Genomic DNA, 25,085 nt, shown 5'->3' on the forward strand with positions numbered 1-25,085 from the left:
AAATAGGGATGCAAGAAGAGTTTGCATCGGATAACAGATGAAAGAATGAACGACTCAAAACCTACATTTAAGGAAATCAACGAAAGCTATACATTGAAAGAGGCCATTGCGGAAGCAAAGCGCTGCTTGAATTGTAAGCATCCTTCTTGTAAAAAGGGATGTCCGATTGAAAATGATATCCCGGAATTCATCCATGAACTGTCGAAGGGAAACATGGGGAATGCCATGGCAATTATCAATGAGAAAAGTAATCTGCCGGCTATCTGCGGGCGTGTTTGTCCGCATGAGAAACAGTGTCAGGGCCATTGTGTGCTTTATCCGAAAGGGAAAGGTATTGAAATCGGGAAGTTGGAACGCTTCATTGCCGATTTTGATACGGAGATGAACTTGATTCGCGAAAAGCTTCCACAGAAAACCCGTGGCAAGGTGGCCGTTATCGGTTCGGGTCCTGCCGGACTGACTGTGGCGGGTGACTTGGCTCGCCAGGGTTTCAATGTGACTATTTTTGAAAGTCAGGCGGAAGCCGGTGGAGTCTTGATGTACGGTATTCCGGAATACCGCTTGCCCAAACAGGTGGTACGTCAGGAAATCCAGAAGATTGAAGCGCTGGGAGTTACTTTCATACTGAATTGTGTGGTGGGGAAACAATTGAACATCGATGACATTTTTGCACAGGGCTATGATGCCATTTTTATCGGTTCGGGTACGGCGTTGCCGAAGTCACTGGATATTCCGGGGGCCGGACTGCGTGGTGTCATTCAAGCCACGTACCTGTTGCACATGGCCAATATTTATAACGAAGGTACGGTGGGACGTGACAAGGTGCCGGTCATTGAAGGCGAGCATGTGGCCGTGATGGGATGCGGCAACGTAGCCATGGATGCAGCCCGTACGGCAGTACGTATGGGGGCAGCCAGTGTGACCATCGTGTACCGTCGCACGGAAGCCGACATGCCGGCTATCCAGGCAGAATATCAGGCGGCCTTGCAGGAAGGAGTAAAGTTTCTTTGGCAGACTTCTACCACGGAATTCTTTGGAAATGAAGAAGGTAAAGTGGTCGGACTGCGGGCCAACACCCCGGAGGGCGTCAAGGAATATGCGTTCGACCGAATCTGTCTGGCGGTAGGTTCTCGTCCGGCCAGCCGGATTGTATCTACGACCGAAGGCATTGACACCGATGATAATGGCTATGTACTGGTGAAGGAACGTCCGTTTGGCATGACCAGTCGAAAGGGCGTCTTTGCCGGAGGTGACGTGGTGCACCGGCCACAGACTGTGGTGATGGCCATGAAGGCGGCCAAGAGTGTGGCGGTGGGTATCGCGCAGTATGTGGATGCCATAAAATTATTGAGTGAATGACCTAATTATAAAATAAATACTAAAGTTTAAGCGGTATCTCCTGATAACTCGGGAAAAAGCATTAATTTCGCGAATTCAAATGAATGTGCAGAATTTTAGATACCAAAAATAATTTACGACAATGATGGAGCTTGATTTACTCACAGCTGTATCGCCGATTGACGGCCGATATAGAAGCAAAGCGGGAGCTTTGGCTGCTTATTTTTCTGAATATGCCCTCATGAGATATCGTGTACGGGTGGAAATAGAATATTTCATTACCTTGTGTGAGTTGCCGTTGCCGCAGTTGAGTTCATTCGACGCAGGCCGTTTTGAGTCTCTCCGTGATATTTACCGCAACTTCTCAGAAACTGATGCGGCACGTATCAAGGAAATCGAAAGTGTGACTAACCACGATGTGAAGGCTGTAGAGTATTTCATCAAGGAGCAGTTTGACAAACTGGGTGGGCTGGAACCTTACAAGGAATTTATCCATTTCGGACTGACCTCTCAGGATATCAACAACACTTCTGTTCCCTTGTCGATTAAAGATGCATTGGAAGAAGTCTATTATCCGCAGATTCAGAAGCTGATTGATCAGCTGACGACGTATGCGGAAGAATGGAAGGATATTCCGATGTTGGCAAAAACACACGGACAGCCGGCTTCACCTACACGTTTGGGGAAAGAAATCATGGTCTTTGTGTATCGTCTGAACCGTCAGCTGGCAGTGTTGAAGGCTTGTCCGTTGACTGCGAAGTTCGGTGGAGCTACGGGTAATTACAACGCGCACCACGTGGCTTATCCGGATTTTGACTGGAAGGCATTCGGCAACAAGTTCGTATCGGAAAAACTGGGACTGGAACGGGAAGAATATACCACACAGATTTCCAACTACGACGGACTGGGAGCCATCTTTGATGCCATGAAGCGGATCAATACCATCATGATTGACATGAACCGTGACTTCTGGCAATATATCTCCATGGAGTACTTCAAGCAGAAAATCAAAGCAGGTGAAGTGGGCTCCAGCGCCATGCCGCATAAGGTGAACCCGATTGACTTTGAAAATGCGGAAGGCAACCTGGGAATGGCCAACGCCATTTTTGCCCATCTGTCTGCCAAGTTGCCGATTTCTCGTCTGCAGCGTGACTTGACCGACTCTACGGTATTGCGTAACATCGGTGTGCCGTTCGGACATACTATCATTGCCATTCAGAGTTCGTTGAAGGGTCTCGGCAAATTGCTGCTGAACGAGCATAAGATTTATGAAGATTTGGATAACTGCTGGAGCGTAGTGGCTGAAGCTATTCAGACGATTCTGCGTCGCGAAGCTTATCCGCATCCGTATGAAGCCCTGAAGGCCTTGACGCGTACGAACCAGGCTATTACGGAAGTATCCATCAAGGACTTTATCGAGACACTGAACGTGAGTGAGGACATCAAAAAAGAATTGCGTGCGATTACTCCGCACAACTATACTGGAGTATAACTTAAAACAATAAATATCGCCCGAGAGGGTGTTAGAGTATTAATTAGCATTAAACAGAAAAATTATGGCAGAAAAAGAATTCAGACAGGAAGGCGAAAACAGCCAGTCTGGCCGCGATGGTTACAAGTCTTATAACAGAGAAGGGTATAATAAGTACGGTAGAGGCGAGAAAAGCAACAGCTACGGTCGCCGTCCGTATAACAACAATAGAGAAGGGGGAGAGGGGTATCGCTCTTCTTATAATCCCCGTTTCAATAACAACAACGGAGAGGACCGTCCGCAGAGAGGAAGTTATGGCAATCGTCCGCAGCGTCCTTACGGCAACCGTCCGTACAACAATGAAGGAGGCGAACAGCGTTCTTCTTACAACCCCCGTTTCAATAACAACGGTGGACGTCCGCAGCGTCCGTATGGAAACCGCCCGTATAATAACAACAACGAGGGTGGTGAACAGCGTCCGTATCGTCCGCGTTTCAACAACGGCGGGCAGCAGGGTGGTGAACAACAGCGTTCATTCCGTCCGCGCTTCAACAACGGAGGTCAGCAAGGTGGTTACGGTCGTCCGCAAGGTGGATACCGTCCGCGTACAGCCGACTACAATCCGAATGCGAAATACAGCATGAAGAAGCAGATTGAGTATAAGGAAGTGTTGGCTGATCCGGATGAACCGATTCGTTTGAACAAGTTCCTGGCCAATGCCGGAATCTGCTCTCGCCGTGAAGCGGATGAATTCATCACTGCCGGAGTAGTATCAGTGAACGGTGAAATCGTGACGGAACTGGGTACGAAGGTGAAACGTTCGGATGAAGTGAAGTTCCACGACCAGCCGGTGAGCATCGAACGCAAGGTGTATGTGTTGCTCAACAAACCGAAAGATTGTGTGACGACTTCCGACGACCCTCAGGAACGCAAGACGGTGATGGATTTCGTGAAAGGGGCCTGCAAGGAACGTATTTATCCGGTGGGACGTCTGGACCGCAATACTACAGGTGTACTTCTGTTGACGAACGACGGAGACTTGGCTTCCAAGTTGACACATCCGAAGTTCCTGAAGAAGAAAATCTATCATGTATATTGCGACAAGAACGTGACCAAAGCAGATTTGGATCAGATAGTACAGGGTATCACACTCGATGACGGTGAAATCCATGCCGATGCCATCAGTTATGCATCGGATACGGACAAGTCGCAGGTGGGCATTGAAATCCACTCCGGAAAGAACCGTATCGTGCGTCGTATTTTCGAATCGCTGGGATACCGGGTAGTGAAACTGGACCGTGTGTATTTCGCCGGACTGACCAAGAAGGGACTTCGTCGGGGTGACTGGCGCTACCTGACAGAACAGGAAGTAGCCATGTTGCGTATGGGGTCTTTTGAATAACGAGAAATAAATGGAACACAGGGATAGGCGGATACCAAATATCTCTGTGTTTTTTAGATTAATTGATAAAACAGAGAATCAAAATGGAAACAATTCGTAGAACAAAAATTGTTGACCTGCTGAAGCGTGAAGATTTTGGAGCGATGGTCAATGTGAAAGGTTGGGTGCGTACTCGCCGTGGTAGCAAGCAAGTAAACTTTATTGCGTTGAATGATGGTTCTACTATAAATAATGTACAGATTGTGGTTGATCTGGCTAATTTCGACGAGGAATTGCTGAAACTGATTACCACTGGTGCATGTCTGAGCGTGAACGGAGAACTGGTGAAGTCAGTCGGTGCCGGTCAGGCTGCCGAAATCCAGGCGCGTGAAATTGAGGTACTGGGTACTTGCGACAATACTTATCCGTTGCAGAAGAAAGGACACTCCATGGAATTCTTACGTGAAATCGCTCATCTGCGTCCGCGTACGAATACGTTTGGTGCCGTATTCCGTATCCGTCATAACATGGCAATCGCCATTCATAAGTTCTTCCATGAAAGAGGTTTCTTCTATTTCCATACTCCGTTGATTACCGCATCCGACTGCGAAGGAGCAGGACAGATGTTTCAGGTAACTACCATGAACCTTTATGACTTGAAGAAGGATGAGAACGGTTCTATCATTTATGACAATGACTTCTTTGGAAGACAGACCAGTCTGACAGTTTCCGGACAGCTGGAAGGTGAGCTGGCAGCTACTGCCTTGGGAGCTATCTATACGTTCGGACCGACTTTCCGTGCCGAAAACTCCAATACACCGCGTCACTTGGCTGAGTTTTGGATGATTGAACCGGAAGTGGCTTTCAATGACATCAACGACAACATGGATTTGGCAGAGGAATTTATTAAATATTGCGTACAGTGGGCTTTGGACAACTGTTACGACGATGTGAAGTTCCTGAATGACATGTTTGATAAGGGCTTGATTGAACGTCTGCAAGGAGTTTTGAAAGAGTCTTTCGTGCGTTTGCCTTATACGGAAGGTATCAAGATTCTGGAAGAAGCAGTTGCCAACGGCCACAAGTTTGAATTCCCGGTTTACTGGGGCGTGGATTTGGCTTCAGAACATGAACGTTTCTTGGTGGAAGAGCACTTCAAACGTCCGGTTATCTTGACCGACTATCCGAAGGAAATCAAGGCTTTCTACATGAAGCAGAACGAAGACGGAAAGACTGTGCGTGCCATGGACGTGTTGTTCCCGAAGATTGGCGAAATTATCGGTGGTTCAGAGCGTGAAGCAGACTACGACAAGCTGCTGACTCGTATCCAGGAGTTGCATATTCCGATGAAGGACATGTGGTGGTATCTGGATACCCGTAAGTACGGTTCATGTCCTCATTCAGGTTTTGGATTGGGCTTTGAACGTCTGTTGCTGTTCGTCACAGGTATGTCGAACATCCGCGACGTGATTCCGTTCCCACGTACTCCGCGTAATGCCGAATTCTAAGCGTAAATAATATTTTTGTAAGGAGAAAAAAAGTCATTCCAAACGGAATGACTTTTTTTTATGTGTTTGGGCTAGAAAAAAGTGCATAAAATGCGTGATTTTCAAATTATTTTATAATTTTGTAGGTAACCTAACGGGTAATTCTAATACTTTAAATTATGAAAATACGTTATTTCTTTCTGATGGCATTGCTAATGCTTTTGGCTGTCGGCAATTCGGTGGCCCAGGATGTACAAGAGAAGACTCCAATCACTTTGCATGGGGTTTGGCAGATGTGTTTCTATCGTTCTAATTCTCCGGATATTCCAGGGGAGCTTAAGACAAGTAATTCATTGAAGATTCTTTCAGATGACGGACACTTTACGAATCTGCTGATGATGCAGACGGGGGCCGTGATTCTGGGGTATGGTACCTACGAAATCAACAATGAGGGCCTTTATACAGAATATGTAGAGAAAAACGTACATCTTCCACAATTGAACGGGGGAAAGAATGAAATGCATTTCGAGCTGAAGGAAAACGGCACGTTGATGTATGTGAAATATTTCCTGAAAAATGATGCCAATGGAAATGAAATTGATTCGTGGTGTCATGAAATATGGAAGAAAGTCGAAATGTCACCGGTTTATCCGGGTGATGAACTGCGATGAGGAAATTCGAACATAAAGAAGGTATAAGAAAGGCGGTTCCGGTATGAAGTCCGGGTACCGCCTTTCCTGTTTTCAGGCATAAAGTCGCGGTTAATAATCAACCGTTTATCCCACGAAAAAAAAACTTAAAATCTTTGTTGGTTAAAAGAAAAGCCGTACCTTTGCAAGCCGATTATTATCAACTAGTGATAAATTTTTAATTCTGAGTGCTTTATTCTTCTTTGTCCGGGAAGAGTAGGGCGGGAGGAATTTGTTTTTTAGTAGTTAACATTTTAAAAAAGATTTAAGAGTGGATACTTTAAGTTACAAGACCATTTCTGCAAACAAGGAAACAGCAACGAAAGAATGGGTTGTTGTGGATGCTACCGATCAGGTTGTAGGCCGTCTCGGTGCGAAAGTTGCAAAGTTGTTGAGAGGTAAGTACAAACCTAACTTCACCCCTCATGTAGACTGCGGTGATAACGTAATCATCATCAACGCAGACAAAGTGAAATTTACAGGTAAGAAAATGACTGACAAGATTTACCTGAGCTATACAGGTTATCCTGGTGGTCAGCGTGAAATTACTCCGGCTCGTCTGATGGCAAAACCGAATGGCGCTGAAAAATTGATGAAGAGAGTAGTTAAAGGTATGCTTCCTAAGAATCGTCTGGGAGCTAAGTTGCTGGGCAACTTGTATGTTTACGAAGGAAGTGAACACAAACACGAAGCTCAGACTCCGAAAGTAATCGATATTAATTCACTTAAATAATAAAGAATGGAAGTAGTAAATGCATTAGGCAGACGTAAAAGCGCAGTTGCTCGCGTTTTCGTAAGCGAAGGTACAGGAAAGATTACTATTAACAAGAGAGACCTTGCACAGTACTTTCCATCAACTATTCTGCAGTATGTAGTTAAACAGCCGTTGAACAAATTGGAAGTGGCTGAAAAATATGATATCAAAGTTAACTTGTGTGGTGGTGGTTTCACTGGTCAGTCTCAAGCTTTGCGTCTGGCTATCGCTCGTGCACTGGTTAAAATCAACCCTGAAGACAAGAAAGCTCTTCGTGCGGAAGGCTTCATGACTCGCGATTCTCGTTCTGTTGAACGTAAGAAACCGGGACGTCCGAAAGCACGTCGTAGATTCCAGTTCAGTAAACGTTAACGAGGGGACAAGTTGGATAAGGGACAAGTTGGCAAGGATACTCTCTTATGGATTATTTCCTTGTTGCCTCGTCAACTGATACCTCGTCACCTAAAGAAGCGTTTAGTATCTAAACTGCCAGGATTCTTCCTGCAAGCATTTGTCGGAAAGACTACCGGACAGTTGGTTCAATAAACAAAAAAGAAAGTAAACGATTAAAATTAAAGACAATGTCAAGAGTAAATTTTGATACATTATTGGAGGCTGGTTGCCACTTCGGACACCTTAAAAGAAAGTGGAACCCTGCAATGGCTCCTTATATTTTCATGGAACGCAACGGTATTCATATCATCGATTTGAACAAAACTGTTGCTAAAGTTGATGAAGCTGCTGAAGCTTTGAAACAAATCGCAAAATCAGGAAAGAAAGTCCTGTTCGTTGCTACTAAGAAACAAGCTAAACAGGTAGTAGCTGAGAAAGCTGCTTCTGTAAACATGCCGTACGTTATCGAACGTTGGCCGGGTGGTATGTTGACTAACTTCCCGACAATCCGTAAGGCTGTGAAGAAAATGGCTACTATCGATAAATTGACTAACGATGGTACTTATTCTAACCTGTCAAAGAGAGAAATCCTGCAGATTTCTCGTCAGCGCGCTAAATTGGAAAAGAACCTCGGTTCTATCGCTGATTTGACTCGTCTGCCGTCTGCATTGTTCGTAGTCGATGTAATGAAAGAAAACATCGCTGTTCGCGAAGCTAACCGTCTGGGTATTCCTGTATTTGCTATCGTAGATACAAACTCTGACCCGACAAACGTGGATTTCGTTATTCCGGCAAACGATGACGCTACTAAGTCAGTAGAAGTTATCTTGGATGCTTGCTGCGCTGCAATGGCAGAAGGTCTGGAAGAAAGAAAAGCTGAAAAGGTAGATATGGAAGCTGCTGGTGAAAACGCACCGAAAGCTGCAAAGAAAAAATCTACTAAGGCTCGCATGGACAAGGCTGAAGAAGAAGCCATCAACGCTTCTAAAGCAGCTGCCTTCATGAACAAGGACGAAGAAGAAGCTTAATATAAAGTAAGTTGAGAATTGAAAATTGAAAATTGGGAAGACTGTATTCTCGATTCTCAATTCTCAATTCTCAACTTTGTTTTTATGCATATTATTAACTCAAAATAAAGATATTATTATGGCTGTAAGTATGGCTGATATCACCAAGCTTCGTAAAATGACGGGAGCTGGTATGATGGACTGTAAAAATGCTTTGACAGAAGCTGAAGGCGATTTCGACAAAGCAGTAGAAATTATCCGTAAAAAAGGACAGGCTGTAGCTGCAAAACGTTCTGACCGTGAAACTTCAGAAGGTTGCGTGCTGGCTAAATCAACTGGCGACTATGCGGCAATGATTGCTTTGAAGTGTGAAACTGACTTCGTGGCTAAGAATGCTGATTTCGTAGCGCTGACTCAGGCTATTCTGGATGCGGCTATCGCTAACAAATGCAAGACTTTGGATGAGGTAAAAGCTCTGCCGATGGGTAGCGGTACAATTGCTGACGCAATCGTAGAACGCAGCGGTATCACAGGTGAAAAAACTGAATTGGATGGCTATAACTTTGTATCTGGCGCTTGTACAGCTGTTTACAACCACATGAACAAGAACCAGCTTTGCACTATCGTAGCTTTCAACAAGGTTTGTGACGAAAAAATCGCTCACGAAATCTGTATGCAGATTGCAGCTATGAACCCGATTGCTATCGATGAAGCCGGTGTACCTGAAGCTGTAAAACAGGAAGAAATCAACGTGGCTATTGAAAAGACGAAAGCTGAACAGATTCAGAAGGCTGTAGAAGCTGCTTTGAAGAAAGCGGGTATCAACCCGGCTCACGTAGACAGCGAAGAGCACATGGAAAGTAACATGGCTAAGGGCTGGATTTCTGCTGAAGACGTAGCTAAGGCTAAGGAAATCAAAGAAACTGTAGCTGCTGAAAAGGCTGCCAACCTGCCGCAGGCTATGATTGAAAACATTGCGAAAGGTCGTCTGGGCAAATTCTTGAAAGAAGTTTGTCTGTTGAACCAGGAAAGCATCATGGAACCGAAGAAGACTGTAGCCGATGTATTGAAGGAAGCTGATCCTGAATTGGCTATTACAGAATTCAAGCGTTTCACTTTACGTGCTGAATAATCATTATTCGATATTCTTTTTCGGGCATGCAAAACTGCATGCCCGATTTGTTTTACGGCTGTTTGTTCCAAGCAGTCGTTTTTTATTGATTATTATCAGGAAAGGTAATCTTTCAAGCTGGATATTTTGTATTTTTGCTGTCGGAAAACATAGAATGAAATTCTAACTTTTAAACAAAATAGATTATGGCAAAGAAAGCGCTTTTAATGATTCTGGATGGTTGGGGATGTGGCGACCATCAGAAAGATGATGTAATCTTCAATACTCCGACTCCTTATTGGGACAGTCTGCTGGCTACCTATCCTCACTCACAGTTGCAGGCTAGTGGTGAAAATGTAGGTCTTCCCGACGGACAGATGGGTAACTCTGAAGTAGGCCACTTGAATATCGGTGCCGGACGTATCGTATATCAGGACTTGGTGAAGATTAACCGTGCTTGTGCCGACAACAGTATCCTGAAGAACAAAGAAATTGTGTCTGCTTTCTCATACGCAAAAGAGCATGGAAAGAATATGCACTTCATGGGACTGACTTCTAACGGAGGTGTTCACTCTTCTTTGGATCACTTGTTCAAATTGTGTGACATTGCAAAAGAATACGGACTGGAAAATACATTCATTCACTGCTTCATGGACGGTCGTGACACTGACCCGAAGAGCGGTAAGGGATTCATCGAACAGCTGACTGCGCATTGTGAGAAATCAGCCGGAAAAGTTGCTTCTATCGTAGGTCGTTTCTATGCGATGGACCGTGACAAACGCTGGGCTCGTGTGAAAGAAGCATACGACTTGCTGGTAAGCGGAATCGGTAAGAAGGCTACTGACATGGTACAGGCTATGCAGGAATCATACGACGAAGGTGTGACCGACGAATTCATCAAACCGATTGTCAATGCCAACTTCGACGGTACCATCAAGGAAGGCGATGTAGTGATTTTCTTCAACTACCGTAACGACCGTGCGAAAGAGTTGACTATCGTGTTGACTCAGCAGGATATGCCGGAAGAAGGCATGAAGACTATCCCGGGCTTGCAGTACTACTGTATGACTCCGTACGATGCTTCTTTCAAGGGCGTACACATTCTCTTCGACAAGGAAAACGTACAGAACACATTGGGTGAATACCTGGCCAACAACGGTAAGACACAGCTGCACATTGCAGAAACAGAAAAATATGCACACGTTACTTTCTTCTTCAACGGTGGACGTGAAACTCCATATACCAATGAAGACCGTATCCTGGTTCCGTCTCCAAAAGTAGCTACTTACGACCTGAAGCCGGAAATGAGTGCTTACGAAGTAAAAGACAAACTGGTAGAAGCCATCGGTACACAGAAATATGATTTCATCGTAGTAAATTATGCCAACGGTGATATGGTAGGTCACACAGGTATCTACGAAGCCATCGAAAAAGCAGTAGTTGCTATCGACAACTGTGTGAAAGATACAGTAGAAGCTGCCAAGGCAAACGGTTATGAAGTCATCATCATTGCCGACCACGGAAATGCCGACCATGCTTTGAACGCTGACGGTACACCGAACACAGCTCACTCTTTGAACCCGGTTCCGTTTGTGTACGTAACTGAAAACAAGAATGCCAAGGTAGAAAACGGTGTATTGGCCGATGTAGCTCCTTCTATCCTGCACATTCTGGGTATGGCCCAGCCGGCAGAAATGACAGGTCATGACCTGATTAAATAAGCTGTCTGAGAATCTTCAAGAGAACCAGATAAAAAGTCGGGCTTCACTGCTGAAAAGTGGTGAAGTCCGTTTTTTTATACCTTGTGGTCACACCGTATGCCTGATGAGATTTTGTGAATGGGAAGGGATAGCGGAAGCAGTGGATGTCTCGCCGTTCTGGAGGCGATGTGCGGTTCTGGTGAGTGTGAGAGGCGTGTGGGCGATGCGGCTTTCTCGTGGAAATTGGATAGAAGAGGATGAAATTGCAAACATACCGTCTTTCAGACTATCCTGTTTTTTTGCCGAAATCTTATAGGAAAGAAAATAAAAAGCCGCAAAGTAAAAAAGAGGATTACTTTGCGGCTTTTCTGTCAAACAGAGCGCTTGATTAAGCTTTAACTCCGTTGTATTCGTCAGATACAGTTAATTTCTTGCGGCCTTTAGCGCGACGTGCTGCCAATACTCGGCGACCGTTAGCGGTAGCCATTCTTTCACGGAAACCGTGTTTGTTTCTTCTCTTTCTGTTAGAGGGTTGGAATGTTCTTTTCATTTTCGTATATACTATTTATGTTATTATTCCATGCGTTCGGGCTGCAAAATTAGTGACTTTTTTTTAATAATCAAAGTGCTAAATCATTTTTAGACAAATCTTTTTGCGTTTTTTCGTGATTTAGATTAATTTTGCAACCGTATTCAGAGAATAAATCAACTATAACATAATAATAAAAGGATTTAAGTTATGATTAATGCTCAAGACATTAAAATCGGAACCGCTATCCGTATGGATGGCAAATTGTATTTCTGCATTGACTTCCTGCATGTAAAACCGGGTAAAGGAAACACTTTCATGCGTACAAAGCTGAAAGATGTGGTAGACGGATACGTATTGGAACGTCGTTTCAACATCGGTGAAAAACTGGAAGATGTACGTGTAGAACGCCGTCCTTACCAGTATCTGTATAAAGAAGGTGAAGACTATATCTTCATGAACCAGGAAACTTTCGAACAGGTGCCCATCGCTCACGACCTGATTGAAGGTGTGGATTTCCTGAAAGAAGAAATGGTGGTGGAAGTGGTTTCTGATGCTTCTACTGAAACTATTTTGTTCGCTGAACTGCCGGTAAAAGTACAGTTGAAGGTGACTTACACTGAACCGGGTCTGAAAGGTGATACAGCAACCAACGCTACCAAACCGGCTACTGTAGAAACAGGTGCTACTGTACGTGTGCCGTTGTTCATCAACCAGGACGAAATTATCGAAGTAGATACTCGTGACGGTTCATACGTAGGTCGTGTAAAAGCTTGATAAGATATATCTGTCAGAGAAATCATTCTCAAAAGATAAAAAGAAAGCCGCATTGGATATTCCAGTGCGGCTTTCTTTTTATCTTTTGTTCTTACAAGAGCTGGATACCTTTGTTCGCTTTCAGGTTGACGGTTTTGGTCTTGCCGTTGAAGCTGACTTTTGTCTTTCCTCCTTTTCGGGCCTGGATGTGCAGGGAAGTCACCTTGCCGTCTTTCCATTCCATGTCAATCACGAAACCTCCACGGGCACAGATTCCTTTCACGCTGCCGTCTTTCCATTCATCCGGAAGAGCCGGAAGCAGGGTGATGCTGTTTTCGGACGACTGCATCAGCATCTCAATCACGCCGGCACAACCTCCGAAGTTGCCGTCAATCTGGAACGGAGAGTGGGCGTCGAGCAGGTTCGGATAAGTTCCTCCTCCGCGGCGGGCATCTTTCCCTTTGTAACCGTCCGGGCTGACGTAACGCAACAGACGGCGGTAGATGTGGTAGGCATTCTTACCGTCTTTCAGTCGGGCATAAAGATTGACACGCCAGCCGGTGCTCCAGCCGGTGGTGTTGTCGCCTTTGATTTCCAGCGTACGGGCGCAAGCCTTGGCCAGGTCGGGGGTGTTTTCTACCGACAGGTGTCGGCCCGGATACAAACCGAACAAGTGCGACTGGTGACGGTGTTGCGGGTCTTCGTCGCTCCAGTCGTGGAACCATTCCTGCAGGTTGCCGTTCTTTCCTATCCGATAGGGCAGCAGACGGGCCAGGGTCTTGTCAATCTGTTTCCGGAAGTCCTTGTCCGTACCGAGCACTTCGGCAGCCTTGGCGGCATCAATCAGGCATTCGCGGGTCATGGCCAGATCGGCCGTACAGCCGTAGGATGTGGCACCGACATACCCGTCGGGTGTCACGAACTTGTTCTCCGGCGAAGTGCCCGGTGAGGTGAGCTGTTTGCCGTCCTTCTCAATCAGCCAGTTCAGGCAGAATTCAGCCGCCCCTTTCAGCGCCGGATAATATTGTTGCAGGAACGCCTTGTCTTGTGTGAAGGCATAACGTTCCCAGATGTGAGTCGACAGCCAGGCGCCTCCCATGGTCCAGCAGGCCCACGACGGGTCGCCCACGTTCAGTCCCACCGGGCAGGTCATGGCCCAGATGTCCGTGTTCTGTCCCAGGCACCATCCCTTCTGTACACCGTAATACGCCTTGGCCGTGGCTTCTCCCGTATGTTGCAGGTTGGCAATGAATTCCATCAGCGGACGGTGCATCTCACTCAGGTTGGCCGTTTCGGCAGCCCAGTAGTTTTCCTCTAAGTTGATGTTGCTGGTATAGTTGCAGCTCCAGGGCGGAAGGAGTCGTTCGTTCCACAATCCCTGCAGGTTGGCCGGCACACCCGGTGTGCGCGAGCTGGAGATGAGCAGGTAGCGGCCATACTGGAAATACAAGGCTTCCAGTTCCGGATTCTTCTGCGACTGGTCCGTGTATTGCAGGAGTTGTATGTCGGTGGGCAGGTTGGCGATGGCTTTGTCCGTGCTTCCGAGGTTCAGCTCTACGCGGTTGAAGAACGACTGGTAGTCGGCCACATGCGCTTTTTCGAGTGTCTCGAACGATTTCCGTGCGGCTCGGTTCATTCGCTGTGCCACTAGGTTCCGGTAGTCACGTCCTTCTTTCATCGGATCCTTGTCGAAGCCGTTGAAGCTGGTCACGTTGGCCACCAGAATCAGGGCCTCTTTTCCGCCCGCTATCTTCAGTTCCCCCGACGGGAAGCTCTTTACCTGGCTTTCCGGGGCGATGACCCGAATCAGCGTGCGGAAATGCGTACCCCGTTCCGGGTCGTACAGGTGCTTGTTTTTCACGTCATCGAAATATACCGGATACGAATGGTAGGCTGCGTAGCCTTCGGCCGAGATTTCATTGCCGGAAGCCGTGGTGGCATGGGGCAGGAGTGAGGTGAAAGAAAGAAGTGCCTGAATGCCTTTTTCGCTTTCTGTCTGCAGGCGGAGCACAATCACGGAGTCGGGAGCCGAGGCGAAATAGTCGCAGGAGAAAGCTTTGCCGTTCCGCTGGTAGCTGGTCCGTGCGAGGGCTTGCCGGATGTCCAGGCTCCGCTGGTAGCCGGTCACCTGTGCCGGTTCGTCCAGATACGTGAGGGAGAGTTGCCCCAAGGGCTGGTAGTTTTCGCTGTAATGTCCCTGCACCTTTCGTTGGGCAAGGTCGGCGCCGCGGTAGTCTTCCTTGTCGAGCAAGGCCCGTATTTCGGGAATTGCCTTGTGGGCATCGGGAGTAGTGATTTTCCGGTCGGGTTCGCCGGTCCATAGTGTCAAGTCGTTCAGGGAGAGGACATCCTTGTCCGTTCCTCCATAAAGAATAGCTCCCATCGTGCCGTTTCCGATGACCAGAGCCTCTTCAAAATATTCCGCGGGTCGGTCATAGTGCAGCACCAGCCGGTTTTGTGCGGAAAGTGAGAATGTGTGTAATGAAATGGTGCAGGCCATTACCGCAACGCCCTTCCATTTACGAATAAAAATACTTTTCATAGTGTATGTGTGAATAAAGAAAATTAACAACTGCAAGTTATTAAGAAAATCCCGTACGGGCAAAAACTTGGCCTGAAACATGGAAAAAAGGGGTGAAAAAAACGCCTTTGCGTTTGACTTGAAACGCAAGTGCGTTTGAAGGAAAACACAAGTGCGTTTTGACCGAAACGTAAAGGCGTTTTGGCGGGATGTCAAAAGTCTTCAGAGGTAGACTAAAGTCTACAAAAAAAGCCTTCCCATCGTCGCGATGGAAAGGCTTTTCTTTATTTTTCCCGAAAAATAATCAATTATTTTTTCTTGTGGTTTGCATAACGGCTCATGAACTTGTCCACACGTCCTGCAGTATCCACCAGTTTAGACTTACCAGTGTAGAACGGGTGAGATGAGCTAGAGATTTCCAGCTTAACCAACGGATAAGTTTCTCCTTCGAATTCAATTGTGTCTTTAGTAGCACAAGTTGAACGAGACAGGAACATGTCGCCGTTTGACATGTCTTTAAATACTACCGGACGGTAGTTTTCAGGATGAATGCCTTTTTTCATTTTAGTATATACTTTTTGTTGTTATTATTGACAAATAAATATGTGGTAACACCGATAAAGTGTGTAATGGTCTATTTCGGGTTGCAAAGATACGCTATTTCTTCGAAACTAAAAAGAAATAGCTGAAAAAAATATTCTGTCAACCAAAGGCTTGTAGAGGAAAATCTGTTTGTTTTTGCCATATCTACTTTGCATCCTTGTGACAAGTTTATCAAAATTATGTGCTTTGAATTGATTTGCCTCAAGAAAAGACAGAAAATCTCCGATTCAGGATATTGCTAATTCTTTTTATATTGTTACTTTTGCAGGTGGAATTAATTACTAACAATTATAAAACTTACAAAAATGGTTAATTACAAAGAGTTAGGCTTGGTGAACACAAGAGATATGTTTGCCAGAGCAATCAAAGGTGGATATGCTATCCCTGCTTTCAATTTCAATAATATGGAACAGTTGCAGGCCATCATCAAGGCTGCTGTAGAAACAAAATCTCCGGTAATTCTCCAGGTTTCTAAAGGTGCTCGTAACTATGCAAACCAGACTCTGTTGCGTTATATGGCAGAAGGTGCTGTAGAATATGCAAAGGAACTGGGTTGTGCACATCCTGAAATCGTGCTTCACCTTGACCACGGAGATTCATTCGAACTGTGCAAGTCTTGCATCGACATGGGATTCTCTTCAGTAATGATCGACGGTTCTCATCTGCCATACGAAGAAAACGTAGCTTTGACTAAGAAAGTAGTTGACTATGCACATCAGTTCGACGTAACAGTTGAAGGTGAGCTGGGTGTATTGGCCGGTGTAGAAGATGAAGTTTCTGCAGAACACCACACTTATACTAACCCTGAAGAAGTAATCGACTTCGCTACTCGTACAGGTTGCGACTCATTGGCTATCTCAATCGGTACTTCTCACGGTGCTTACAAGTTCAAACCTGAACAGTGCCACGTAGATCCGGCTACTGGTCGTCTGGTTCCTCCTCCATTGGAATTCGCTGTACTGGACGCTGTAATGGAAAAACTTCCGGGATTCCCTATCGTTCTTCACGGATCTTCATCAGTTCCTCAGGAAGAAGTGGACACTATCAACAAATATGGTGGCAAGCTGGAAGCTGCTATCGGTATTCCTGAAGACCAGTTGCGTAAGGCTGCTAAATCTGCAGTTTGCAAGATCAACATCGACTCAGACTCTCGTCTGGCTATGACTGCTGCTATCCGTAAAGTATTCGCTGAAAAACCGGCTGAATTCGACCCGCGTAAATACCTGGGCCCGGCTCGTGACAACATGGAAAAACTTTACAAGCACAAAATCATCAACGTATTGGGTTCTGACAACAAGTTGGCTCAGTGCTAATCGTGTTTGATACTTATCACACCTGATAAAATGAATAAAGGCTGCTTTCCTTTCGGGAGGCAGCCTTTTCATTTGTTTGCGTTCTTTTTTACCAGAACTTGTTCTGCGAGGGGTTGTATTCGAACCCCACCGCTTTCAGACGGTTCACGATATCTTCCTTGCTCACGTTCAAATCGGCACAGAGTGCGTCGAGTGAAGGATAATAGTCTCTCAATTTCATGTTGATGAAGCTGAACAGCATCATCGGGTCTTTGGGTAATTCCATATTCTGAACTTGTTTTTACGGATTCTTCTTTTTTCGGGGTGCAAAGTTACGGCTTTTATTGTTTCCTTGTACTTATTCTATTGATAATTTATTTGTTATCTTTGCAAGGCTATGTCAACTAAACGAGTGATAGAAGATAAAGATTTCCGTCGCATTGTGATTGCCACCCGCCGCGGGGCAAGAAACATCACGATGCGGGTCAAGCCCGACGGCCTGTATCTCACGGTGCCGCCTTATAGCAAGACCGATAAAGTGCTGGCCACGCTGGAACAGTTCCGGACAGATTTACTGGAGCGTTTCCGCCGGGTGGCCCAGCAGACCTTGGACTTTAATTTCCGGATAGAAGCCGATTGTTTCCGACTGTCGCTGGAACCCAGCCAGTTGAAATGTTTTACCGTACGGCTACGGCCCTCGGGCGAGGTGACCGTATTTTGCCCGGCACACACCGATTTTTCGGATGAGGCCGTGCAGAAGCTGGTACGGGCAGCCATTGTGCGGGCCCTGAAGAAAGTGGCCTCGGAATTTCTGCCTCCCTTGCTGAAAGTATGGGCCGAACGTTTTGGCTTGACTTACAGGAAGGTGCGGATTACGGGTGCCCGTTCGCGGTGGGGCAGTTGCACGTCGGCCCGCACCATCAGTCTCTCTTGCTATCTGATGCTGGTACCTTCCCACCTGATTGATTATGTCATCCTGCACGAACTGGTCCACACGAGGGAGATGAACCATGGTCCCCGCTTTTGGGAATTGCTGAACGATATGACGGCGGGACAGGCCTTGCGCCTGCGTGCGGAACTCCGTCGGTTTCATCCTTCTTTCTGAGACATTTAAAAAGAAGGGATATTGTGTTTTTTATACACTTTTTTGATGTAAATTTGCATCAGAAAAGGTTAGGTAAAAAAGATTGTTTGAATGAAAAAGAGTTTGCTGGCGTTGGCTTCCGGCACATTGGGGCTGGGCATCGCCGAATTTGTCATGATGGGAATCCTTCCCCATGTAGCTCGTGATTTAGGTATTAGTATTCCCCAGGCGGGACATTTTATTTCGGCCTATGCCATCGGCGTGTGTGTGGGTGCTCCGTTGACGGTGTTGATTGCCCGTACACGGCCCCTGAAGCAGATATTGCTGGGACTGGCGGCCATCTATGTGATAGGAAATCTCTGTGCGGCACTTTCGCCGGGTTATTGGATGCTGTTGCTGATGCGTTTCGTGTCGGGACTTCCCCATGGAGCCTTCTTTGGAGTGGGGTCCATTGTAGCTGAGAAAGTGGCCGATAAGGGAAAGACTTCGCAGGCCGTGGCACTGATGATTGCGGGTATGACCATAGCCAATTTGTTCGGTGTGCCTTTCGGCACGTTGCTGAGCACATTGTTCTCCTGGCGTTTCCCCTTCCTGTTCAACACGTGTTGGGGACTGCTGGTGTTCTATCTGGTGTGGAAGTGGATTCCTTCGCTGCCGGCTTTGCCCGACACGGGACTGAAAGGACAGTTCCGCTTTCTCCGTAATCTGGCTCCGTGGCTGATCATTCTGACCACGATGTTCGGCAACGGAGGGGTGTTCTGCTGGTTCAGCTATGTCACTCCGCAGATGCTGCACGAAGCTGGGTTCCAGCCGGAAAGTCTGACGTGGATCATGATGCTGGCCGGACTGGGAATGACCCTCGGCAACCTGATTGGCGGACGTTGCGGTGATTTGTACGGGCTGGCCCCGGTGGTACAGTTCACGCAGGTGTTCATGATGCTGGCTTTGCTGGGTACTTTCCTCTTTGCGGGAGTGCCGTGGCTTTCCGTCTTGCTGATGTTCGTTTGTGCGGCCGCCTTGTTTGCCGTGTCACCTCCCCAGCAGTTGTTGCTGTTGCAGAATTCCCGGGGGAGTGAGATGATGGGAGCTGCCTGCGTGCAGATTGCGTTCAATCTGGGAAATGCGGTAGGAGCATACGCCGGAGGACTGCCGATTGACGCCGGACTGGGTTACCGGTATCCGGCACTGGTGGGAGTCTTTGTGGTAGCCTTGGGATGGATTTGCGTCACCTGGTATATCAGGCGGGAGCGCAGGTGCCTTCTGAAAAGAAAAACAACAGATACGGTTGTATCATAAAATAATATACTATGAGATTGCTTTTGTTGACTTTGATGATATGGGTGGGAGGATATTCTTTTTGTCTGGAGGCAAAGGATACCTTTTTCTCTCGATATAACTTTTATCACCTCACCGAGGAAGTAGGTTTGCCAAACAACTCGGTGACTTCGGTGATGAAGGACTCGTATGGTTACATCTGGATTGCTACTCAGGACGGACTGGCACGTTATGACGGATACCGTTTTTTGACCTATGGGACAGAAAAAGCCTTGTATCGCCTGAAAGGAGATTATGTGTATACCGTGTGTGAGGACCGTCACAAGAGGCTCTGGGTGGGTTCGGATGCCGGGTTGGACTTGATTGACCTGCAGACGGGGCTGCCATTATCCTTGTCACGGTTGGGTGGAGAGAAGTTTCCGGGACTTTCTTCACTGTTTGCTTCTTTTGTACGTTCCGTTGTGCAGGCGTCGAATGGAGATATCTGGGTGGTGACCGACAAGATGCTGTGGTGCCTGGAACTGGGTGACGACGGGAAGGTTACGGGATGTTATCGGATGCAGGGACAGACGGATAATTCCATTACCGCCATTGCAGAACTGGAAGGAGGGCTTTGTGCCGGTATCGGGAATCAGCTTTACTGGATTATGAAAAAAGGAGGCAATGTGCTCGACAAGCAGTTGCTCTCGGATGACATTGTGCCTTTCAGCGACGACTGGCGTATTTCTTGCTTGCAGGTGGATGGCGATTACTTGTGGATAGGAAGTAACCGTGGACTTTTTCGCTACGGACGGGTGACAAAGAGCCTGAAGCGTTACCGGTATTCGTCACACCGGGAAGGTATGCTCAGTCAGGCTTATATTACAGACATCAAACGGACGTCGGACGGGTATCTGATTGTCGCTACCTTTAACGGGCTGAACGTATACAACCGGGCTTCTGATACGTTTTCTTTTATCCGTCGTCTGGAAGCTCCGGATGAGGGTGGATTGAATTCCAATATCATTGGTTGCCTGTTTATCGACGGACAGGATATCTGGGCCGGCACACAGGACGGAGGCGTGAATCTTTTGTATCGTTCGCGCAGGGTAGAGGTGTCTCGGCTGGGGGATATTCCTTGGAAACTGTCGGAAGGGCGTACACCCCAGATTAGTGCCATTACAGAGGACAAGACGGGGAACTTGTGGGTTGGAACGATTGAAGGAGGGCTTTATCAAATGAATCCGGTGACGGAGGCTGTAAAGCATTATGCTTTCATACCGCAGAATCCGGTATCTATTCTTTCGAACAATGTGAACGGTCTGTTGATTGACAGAGACAACCACTTGTGGGTATATACGTGGGGAGCAGGCATCAGTGAGCTGGACTTGAATAAACCGCAGCCAACGTTCCGTCAGCATTCCAATGGAAAGGTGCCTGGTCTGGAGGACGATTTTATCATGAGTGCAGCCGAAGATTCCATCAACCGGGGTATCTGGTTTGGTACCACGCACGGGTTGGTTTTTTATGACAAGGGGCAGGAGCGGTTCCGTCGGGTGGATTTTCATGCAATGGTGTCGGAGTTCAAGTCAATCGGCTCACTGTGTGTAGATTGTAAGGGACGCCTGTGGGTCGGTACTTCCGAGGGATTGTTTATCGTAGACTTATTTTCTTTTGCACGTTCTCGTCAACATTTCAATTATATTTATTTGCGCTATAAGCTCGATGATGCCAAATCCACGCAAGTGGAGCAAATCAACGTGGTTTTTCAGGACAGTCAGGGAAGAATCTGGCTGGGAGGAAAGGGCACGGGACTGTATCGTTTGGTTTCGGATGAAGGAAACCGTTTCCAGTTCAAACATTATGGCAAAGAAGAGGGCTTTGCGGAGAATTCAGTGTATGGATTGTCGGAAGACGGTAAAGGGGACTTGTGGATTGCGACGGAAAACGGTCTGTCTCGGTTACGGATAGCAGGAGGCACGTTTGTCTCCTATGGCAAGTCCGATGGCATTTTGGATAGTGATTACGATGTGAACACCTTGCATTTCTCGTTGAAACACAATCGTTTGTATTGTGGAAAAGATCATGGGCTGTATGAGGTAGCTCTTAAAAGAATTCCCCCACATGCCAACGAACGTTCAATTGCCATTTCTTCATGCCGTATCAATGACGGAGAATGGGAGTATTGGACCCGGAAATGCGTAGACGACCTGGAGGAGGGAGACAAGCTGGAACTGGCTCTGACGACGCATGAGTATGGCTACAATGAGGCGGTTCGTATCCGTTACAGGGTGGAAGGAGATGGTGGAAAATGGAAGGAACTTTCGGTGCGGAATCCGATAGTCGTGTTGTCTTCGCTTCCGTCGAGAAACTGTCGGCTGGAAATACAGACTACCAATCCGGAGGGAGAATGGCAGCAGGAGATGCTGAGGCTGGACTTGCAGGTGCGTCCGTATTATTATAAGTCCTGGTGGTTCTGGTCGCTGATTCTTCTGGTGGCGGGTTCCCTTTCCATTCTCTTCTATCGTTACAAAGTGCGTCGGCTGAAACGCCGGCAGGTTGTCTTGGAACAGTTGGTGGCACAGCGTACACACGAACTGGAAGTGCAGAATCACAGCCTGGAGGTCATGGCACATCATGTGGAAGAAATGGCCGAGGAAAAAATCCGTTTCTTTACGCACATTACCCATGAGTTCCGTACGCCGGTCACGCTCATCCACGGCCCTATTGAGCAGGCTTTGTCGCTCACTTCCGATGAGGAGGTGAAAGAGCAGCTGCAAATCGCCGAACGGAATGTGGAGGATTTACTTTCTTTGGTGAATGAACTGATGGATTTCCGGAAACTCGATACGGAAAAGGTGAAGTTGAATGTGCATCCGTTCGACTTGGTGGCCATGATAGAAGATTTGCTGCTGCCTTTCATTGCTTTTGTGAAAGACCGCCATATTACCTTGCAGACTTACTATCACTTGCAGGGACTTTCTGTCAGTGCCGACCCTCAGTATCTTCACCGGGTATTGACGAATCTTCTGGCCAATGCGGTGAAGTTTACGCCCGACGGCGGAACCATCCGCCTGTATGCGGCCCGACTGGTGGACGAGGAAGGGAAAGTTCAGCTTTATCTGTCCGTGTCCGATACTGGGTGTGGTATTCCGGAAAAAGACCTTCCTCAGATTTTCGACAGCTTTTTCCAGGCACAAAACAAAGTGGTCTATCCGGTATTCGGCCAGAGTGGGACGGGCATCGGCTTGAACGTATGCAAGCGTATTGTTGCCCTTCATGGTGGAGTGATTTATGCCCGTAACAATCGTGCCGGAGGCTCTTCTTTCCGTATTCAGCTGCCTATGAAGGACATGCCGGCAGATGAACTATCCGCTTCAGCAACGGAGGCTGCCGATAAAAATGCTTCTTCGGCTGAGGCTGTTTCGTCGGCACAGGCTACCGTATTGATTGTGGACGACAACCGCGATATGCGTCGTTACATCCGTTCGCTTCTGAAGAAAGACTATAAGCTGCTGGAAGCCGAAAATGGAGTGAAGGCCTTGGAGGTGATAAAGAAACATTCCGTAGACTTGATTATCAGCGACCTGCTCATGCCAGAGATGGACGGACTGGAGTTGTCGAAGCGGGTGAAGGAAAACCTGGAAACCAGTCACATTCCTTTCCTGATTCTGACAGCTGTCCGTTCGGAAGAGAATGAAAAGATTTGTTACTCGGTAGGGGTGGATGAATATTTGTGCAAGCCTTTCGATGCGGAGGTGCTCAAGTATCGTATCCGTAACATTCTAGCTTTGCGTCGGGGGTATCGGGAAAGATTCTCCAAACCCGCTGCACTGGCAGATGTGAGTGAGTTGGGATTGATTGAAGACTCCAGAGACAAGACTTTCATGGACAAAGCGATGGAGTTGATGAAGCAGCATTATGCCGATTCTGAGTATGGATTGGATGCGTTTATCCGCGATATGGGATATAGCAAGACGTTGGTGAACCAGAAGATGCAGAATCTGGCCGGGATGCCGATTGGGCAGTTCATGAAGAATTTCCGTTTGGATATGGGATATCAGTTGCTGGAACAAGGCAAAGGAGAGTCCAATGTATCGGAGGTAGCTTATGCGGTAGGCTTCAATGATCCAAAGTATTTCACGAAATGTTTCAAGCAGCGTTTCGGTTGCCTGCCAAGTTCTATTGGACATTCCTAAATTTGAAAAAAAACCGGAACCCGCAAGGAAATTGCGCGGTTCCGGCCTAAAAAAAGAAATTTAGAAATGTACCGTTTCACAACGGGTGGGTTTATGAGCACTAAGCTAGTGTCATTTTTGTATGATTCTGGCTGCATTTTCCAGGTGTACGTCTTCTGCGGCATAGTCGGGCCGTGTGTCTCCCCAGTTTACCATGCAGTCTTCCATCTGAATGTCAGAGGCCGTATGGATGAAGAATCCGTAGGTCTTACCTTTCAGGAAACCTTCTCCATCGCACGGACGTTTGTCGTAGATTCCTCCTTCGAAGGTAGTCCGCTTGTGGAGGTTCACTTCTACCTGGTCGAAGTAAATCCGGTTGATTTTGTCGGGGGTATCGCCACCCACAAAGACTCCGTTTTCACTCGTACACTTGATGTTGTGGAAATAAATGCGGCTTACTTCCCCACAGGCACCTTTCACGGCTCCTTTCGGGAAACGCCATCCCGCATCTTTATGGTTGCCTACAGCCCGCGGATAAGAGGTGACATAAATGGGTTCAGCCTTCCCCCACCATACGTCGGAGAAGAAACGGCAATCGACAATCATGTTCGAGAAGATTACGTTGGTTACCGTACCTTCGTCACGGTTCTGTATGCCGATTCCCCGGTTGCTGTCCTTGATGATGCAGTTGGTGAACAAAACGTTGTTGATTTTGTCCATGTTCTCCGAACCGATCTTTACGGCGCAGGAACGTGAAGTCATGGTGCAGTTGGTCACTACCACATCCTCGCAGCTTCCATACTCCTCAAACTCTCTTCGGTTTTTCAGACAGATGCAGTCATCGCCCGATTCAATGAAACAGTTGGAGATGCGCACATCCTTGGAATGGTCTACGTCGATGCCGTCGCCGTTCCGGATTTTGAGGTTGTTGAGGATACTGATGCCGTCAATCATGACGTTGCGGCAGCCTATCAGATGGACTGTCCAGTAGGCACTGTTGCAGATGTTCACATCGCGTATCACCAACTTCTCGATATTGGTCAGGGTGAGCACATGCGGACGCGGGTCAAAGTCCGTGACCGGCTTCAGTTCGTAAGAATCGTCCAGTTCCTTTCCCATGAAGGCTACTCCGTTGCCGTCGATACTTCCCGTACCAGTGATGGACACGTTTTTCAGGTCTTTTCCGCTGATCCACATCATTCCCTCTCCGCGGTTGGCACCGAAGGCACTTTCGGTATAGATGCTTTCATCCGGATTCGCCAGCAGCCGGGAATTGGGGGCCAGCTGTAACTCTACGTAAGAAGCCAGTTTGAACGGTCCGCAAAGGAAGGTATGTCCCGAAGGTACGAGAACCGTACCGCCTCCGGCTTCCGAACAGGCATTAATAGCTTTCTGGATAGCTGAGGCATCATCCGTTTCCCCGTCACCGGTAGCCCCGTAGTCCATAATGTTGTAAATCCCCGTTTGTGGCGAGTGGCATGCTCCGAGAAGGAAGATGCTGAGTAGTGCAAGTAGAATATTTTTTGTTTTCATAATA

Annotated in this window: 20 protein-coding genes; 15 read left to right on the forward strand and 5 right to left on the reverse strand. The window is 47.3% G+C overall.

Annotation, left to right across the window (positions count from 1 at the left end; translation table 11 throughout):
- Nucleotides 1-45: 45 nt before the first annotated feature.
- From OCV81_RS00290 to gpmI, 10 genes are all read left to right on the forward strand, one after another.
- Nucleotides 46-1,359 (forward strand): NAD(P)-dependent oxidoreductase, encoded by a 1,314-nt coding sequence (locus OCV81_RS00290; RefSeq protein WP_148327687.1) that lies wholly within the window; start codon nt 46-48, stop codon nt 1,357-1,359.
- A 124-nt stretch (nt 1,360-1,483) separates the two neighbouring features.
- Nucleotides 1,484-2,830: an adenylosuccinate lyase gene (purB, locus tag OCV81_RS00295; protein ID WP_148327746.1), complete on the forward strand. Its 1,347-nt coding sequence runs from the start codon at nt 1,484-1,486 to the stop codon at nt 2,828-2,830.
- A 64-nt stretch (nt 2,831-2,894) separates the two neighbouring features.
- Nucleotides 2,895-4,211 carry a pseudouridine synthase gene (locus OCV81_RS00300; RefSeq protein WP_148327688.1) on the forward strand — a complete coding sequence of 439 codons (1,317 nt, stop codon included), beginning with the start codon at nt 2,895-2,897 and terminating at the stop codon, nt 4,209-4,211.
- Between the two features lie 83 nt (nt 4,212-4,294).
- A complete protein-coding gene (gene asnS, locus OCV81_RS00305) occupies nt 4,295-5,698 on the forward strand; it encodes an asparagine--tRNA ligase (protein WP_022352836.1) in 1,404 nt (467 codons plus the stop codon).
- 158 nt (nt 5,699-5,856) lie between these two features.
- On the forward strand, nt 5,857-6,348 hold the full coding sequence (locus OCV81_RS00310) for a DUF4488 domain-containing protein (RefSeq protein ID WP_022352837.1): 492 nt from the start codon (nt 5,857-5,859) through the stop codon (nt 6,346-6,348).
- 289 nt (nt 6,349-6,637) lie between these two features.
- Nucleotides 6,638-7,099 (forward strand): 50S ribosomal protein L13, encoded by a 462-nt coding sequence (rplM, locus tag OCV81_RS00315; protein WP_072541547.1) that lies wholly within the window; start codon nt 6,638-6,640, stop codon nt 7,097-7,099.
- Between the two features lie 6 nt (nt 7,100-7,105).
- Nucleotides 7,106-7,492, forward strand: a complete 387-nt coding sequence (gene rpsI / locus OCV81_RS00320) for a 30S ribosomal protein S9 (protein WP_072541548.1) — start codon at nt 7,106-7,108, stop codon at nt 7,490-7,492.
- Nucleotides 7,493-7,701: 209 nt separating this feature from the next.
- The gene (gene rpsB / locus OCV81_RS00325; protein WP_072541549.1) at nt 7,702-8,541 is read left to right on the forward strand and encodes a 30S ribosomal protein S2; all 840 of its coding nucleotides are present in this window, start codon (nt 7,702-7,704) and stop codon (nt 8,539-8,541) included.
- A 118-nt stretch (nt 8,542-8,659) separates the two neighbouring features.
- Nucleotides 8,660-9,652: a translation elongation factor Ts gene (gene tsf, locus OCV81_RS00330; RefSeq protein ID WP_072541550.1), complete on the forward strand. Its 993-nt coding sequence runs from the start codon at nt 8,660-8,662 to the stop codon at nt 9,650-9,652.
- Nucleotides 9,653-9,837: 185 nt separating this feature from the next.
- On the forward strand, nt 9,838-11,352 hold the full coding sequence (gene gpmI, locus OCV81_RS00335) for a 2,3-bisphosphoglycerate-independent phosphoglycerate mutase (RefSeq protein WP_148327689.1): 1,515 nt from the start codon (nt 9,838-9,840) through the stop codon (nt 11,350-11,352).
- Nucleotides 11,353-11,719: 367 nt separating this feature from the next.
- Here gpmI and rpmH read toward each other — a convergent pair whose 3' ends face one another.
- Nucleotides 11,720-11,881 carry a 50S ribosomal protein L34 gene (gene rpmH, locus OCV81_RS00340; protein WP_007564314.1) on the reverse strand — a complete coding sequence of 54 codons (162 nt, stop codon included), beginning with the start codon at nt 11,879-11,881 and terminating at the stop codon, nt 11,720-11,722.
- Between the two features lie 189 nt (nt 11,882-12,070).
- Between rpmH and efp the strand changes: the two genes are divergently transcribed.
- Entirely contained in the window at nt 12,071-12,637 is a 567-nt protein-coding gene (gene efp, locus OCV81_RS00345) for an elongation factor P (RefSeq protein WP_072541553.1), read from the forward strand.
- A gap of 91 nt (nt 12,638-12,728) precedes the next feature.
- On the opposite strand, the gene OCV81_RS00350 is transcribed toward efp, so the two are convergent.
- Both OCV81_RS00350 and OCV81_RS00355 read right to left on the reverse strand, forming a co-directional pair.
- Entirely contained in the window at nt 12,729-15,158 is a 2,430-nt protein-coding gene (locus tag OCV81_RS00350; RefSeq protein WP_148327690.1) for a glycosyl hydrolase family 95 catalytic domain-containing protein, read from the reverse strand.
- A gap of 287 nt (nt 15,159-15,445) precedes the next feature.
- Nucleotides 15,446-15,700 (reverse strand): type B 50S ribosomal protein L31, encoded by a 255-nt coding sequence (locus OCV81_RS00355; protein WP_007564320.1) that lies wholly within the window; start codon nt 15,698-15,700, stop codon nt 15,446-15,448.
- A 345-nt stretch (nt 15,701-16,045) separates the two neighbouring features.
- On the opposite strand from OCV81_RS00355, the gene OCV81_RS00360 reads away from it, so the two are divergent.
- The gene (locus tag OCV81_RS00360) at nt 16,046-17,053 is read left to right on the forward strand and encodes a class II fructose-bisphosphate aldolase (protein WP_022353505.1); all 1,008 of its coding nucleotides are present in this window, start codon (nt 16,046-16,048) and stop codon (nt 17,051-17,053) included.
- Nucleotides 17,054-17,141: 88 nt separating this feature from the next.
- Here OCV81_RS00360 and OCV81_RS00365 read toward each other — a convergent pair whose 3' ends face one another.
- Complete coding sequence (locus OCV81_RS00365; protein WP_022353504.1) at nt 17,142-17,318, reverse strand: DUF4250 domain-containing protein; 177 nt, start codon at nt 17,316-17,318, stop codon at nt 17,142-17,144.
- A 111-nt stretch (nt 17,319-17,429) separates the two neighbouring features.
- Here OCV81_RS00365 and OCV81_RS00370 point away from each other — a divergent pair, with 111 nt between their 5' ends.
- The 3 genes from OCV81_RS00370 (at nt 17,430) to OCV81_RS00380 (ending at nt 23,569) form a co-directional block, all read left to right on the forward strand.
- A complete protein-coding gene (locus OCV81_RS00370) occupies nt 17,430-18,137 on the forward strand; it encodes a M48 family metallopeptidase (protein WP_148327691.1) in 708 nt (235 codons plus the stop codon).
- A gap of 90 nt (nt 18,138-18,227) precedes the next feature.
- Nucleotides 18,228-19,412: an MFS transporter AraJ gene (gene araJ, locus OCV81_RS00375; RefSeq protein WP_022353502.1), complete on the forward strand. Its 1,185-nt coding sequence runs from the start codon at nt 18,228-18,230 to the stop codon at nt 19,410-19,412.
- An 11-nt stretch (nt 19,413-19,423) separates the two neighbouring features.
- Nucleotides 19,424-23,569, forward strand: coding sequence for a hybrid sensor histidine kinase/response regulator transcription factor (locus OCV81_RS00380; RefSeq protein WP_148327692.1), 4,146 nt, complete (start codon nt 19,424-19,426; stop codon nt 23,567-23,569).
- Between the two features lie 111 nt (nt 23,570-23,680).
- On the opposite strand, the gene OCV81_RS00385 is transcribed toward OCV81_RS00380, so the two are convergent.
- Nucleotides 23,681-25,081, reverse strand: a complete 1,401-nt coding sequence (locus OCV81_RS00385; RefSeq protein WP_022353500.1) for a glycoside hydrolase family 28 protein — start codon at nt 25,079-25,081, stop codon at nt 23,681-23,683.
- Nucleotides 25,082-25,085: the final 4 nt, after the last annotated feature.

It is taken from the genome of Phocaeicola fibrisolvens (genome assembly GCF_025567125.1).
Classification (GTDB): Bacteria; Bacteroidota; Bacteroidia; order Bacteroidales; family Bacteroidaceae; genus Phocaeicola; species Phocaeicola fibrisolvens.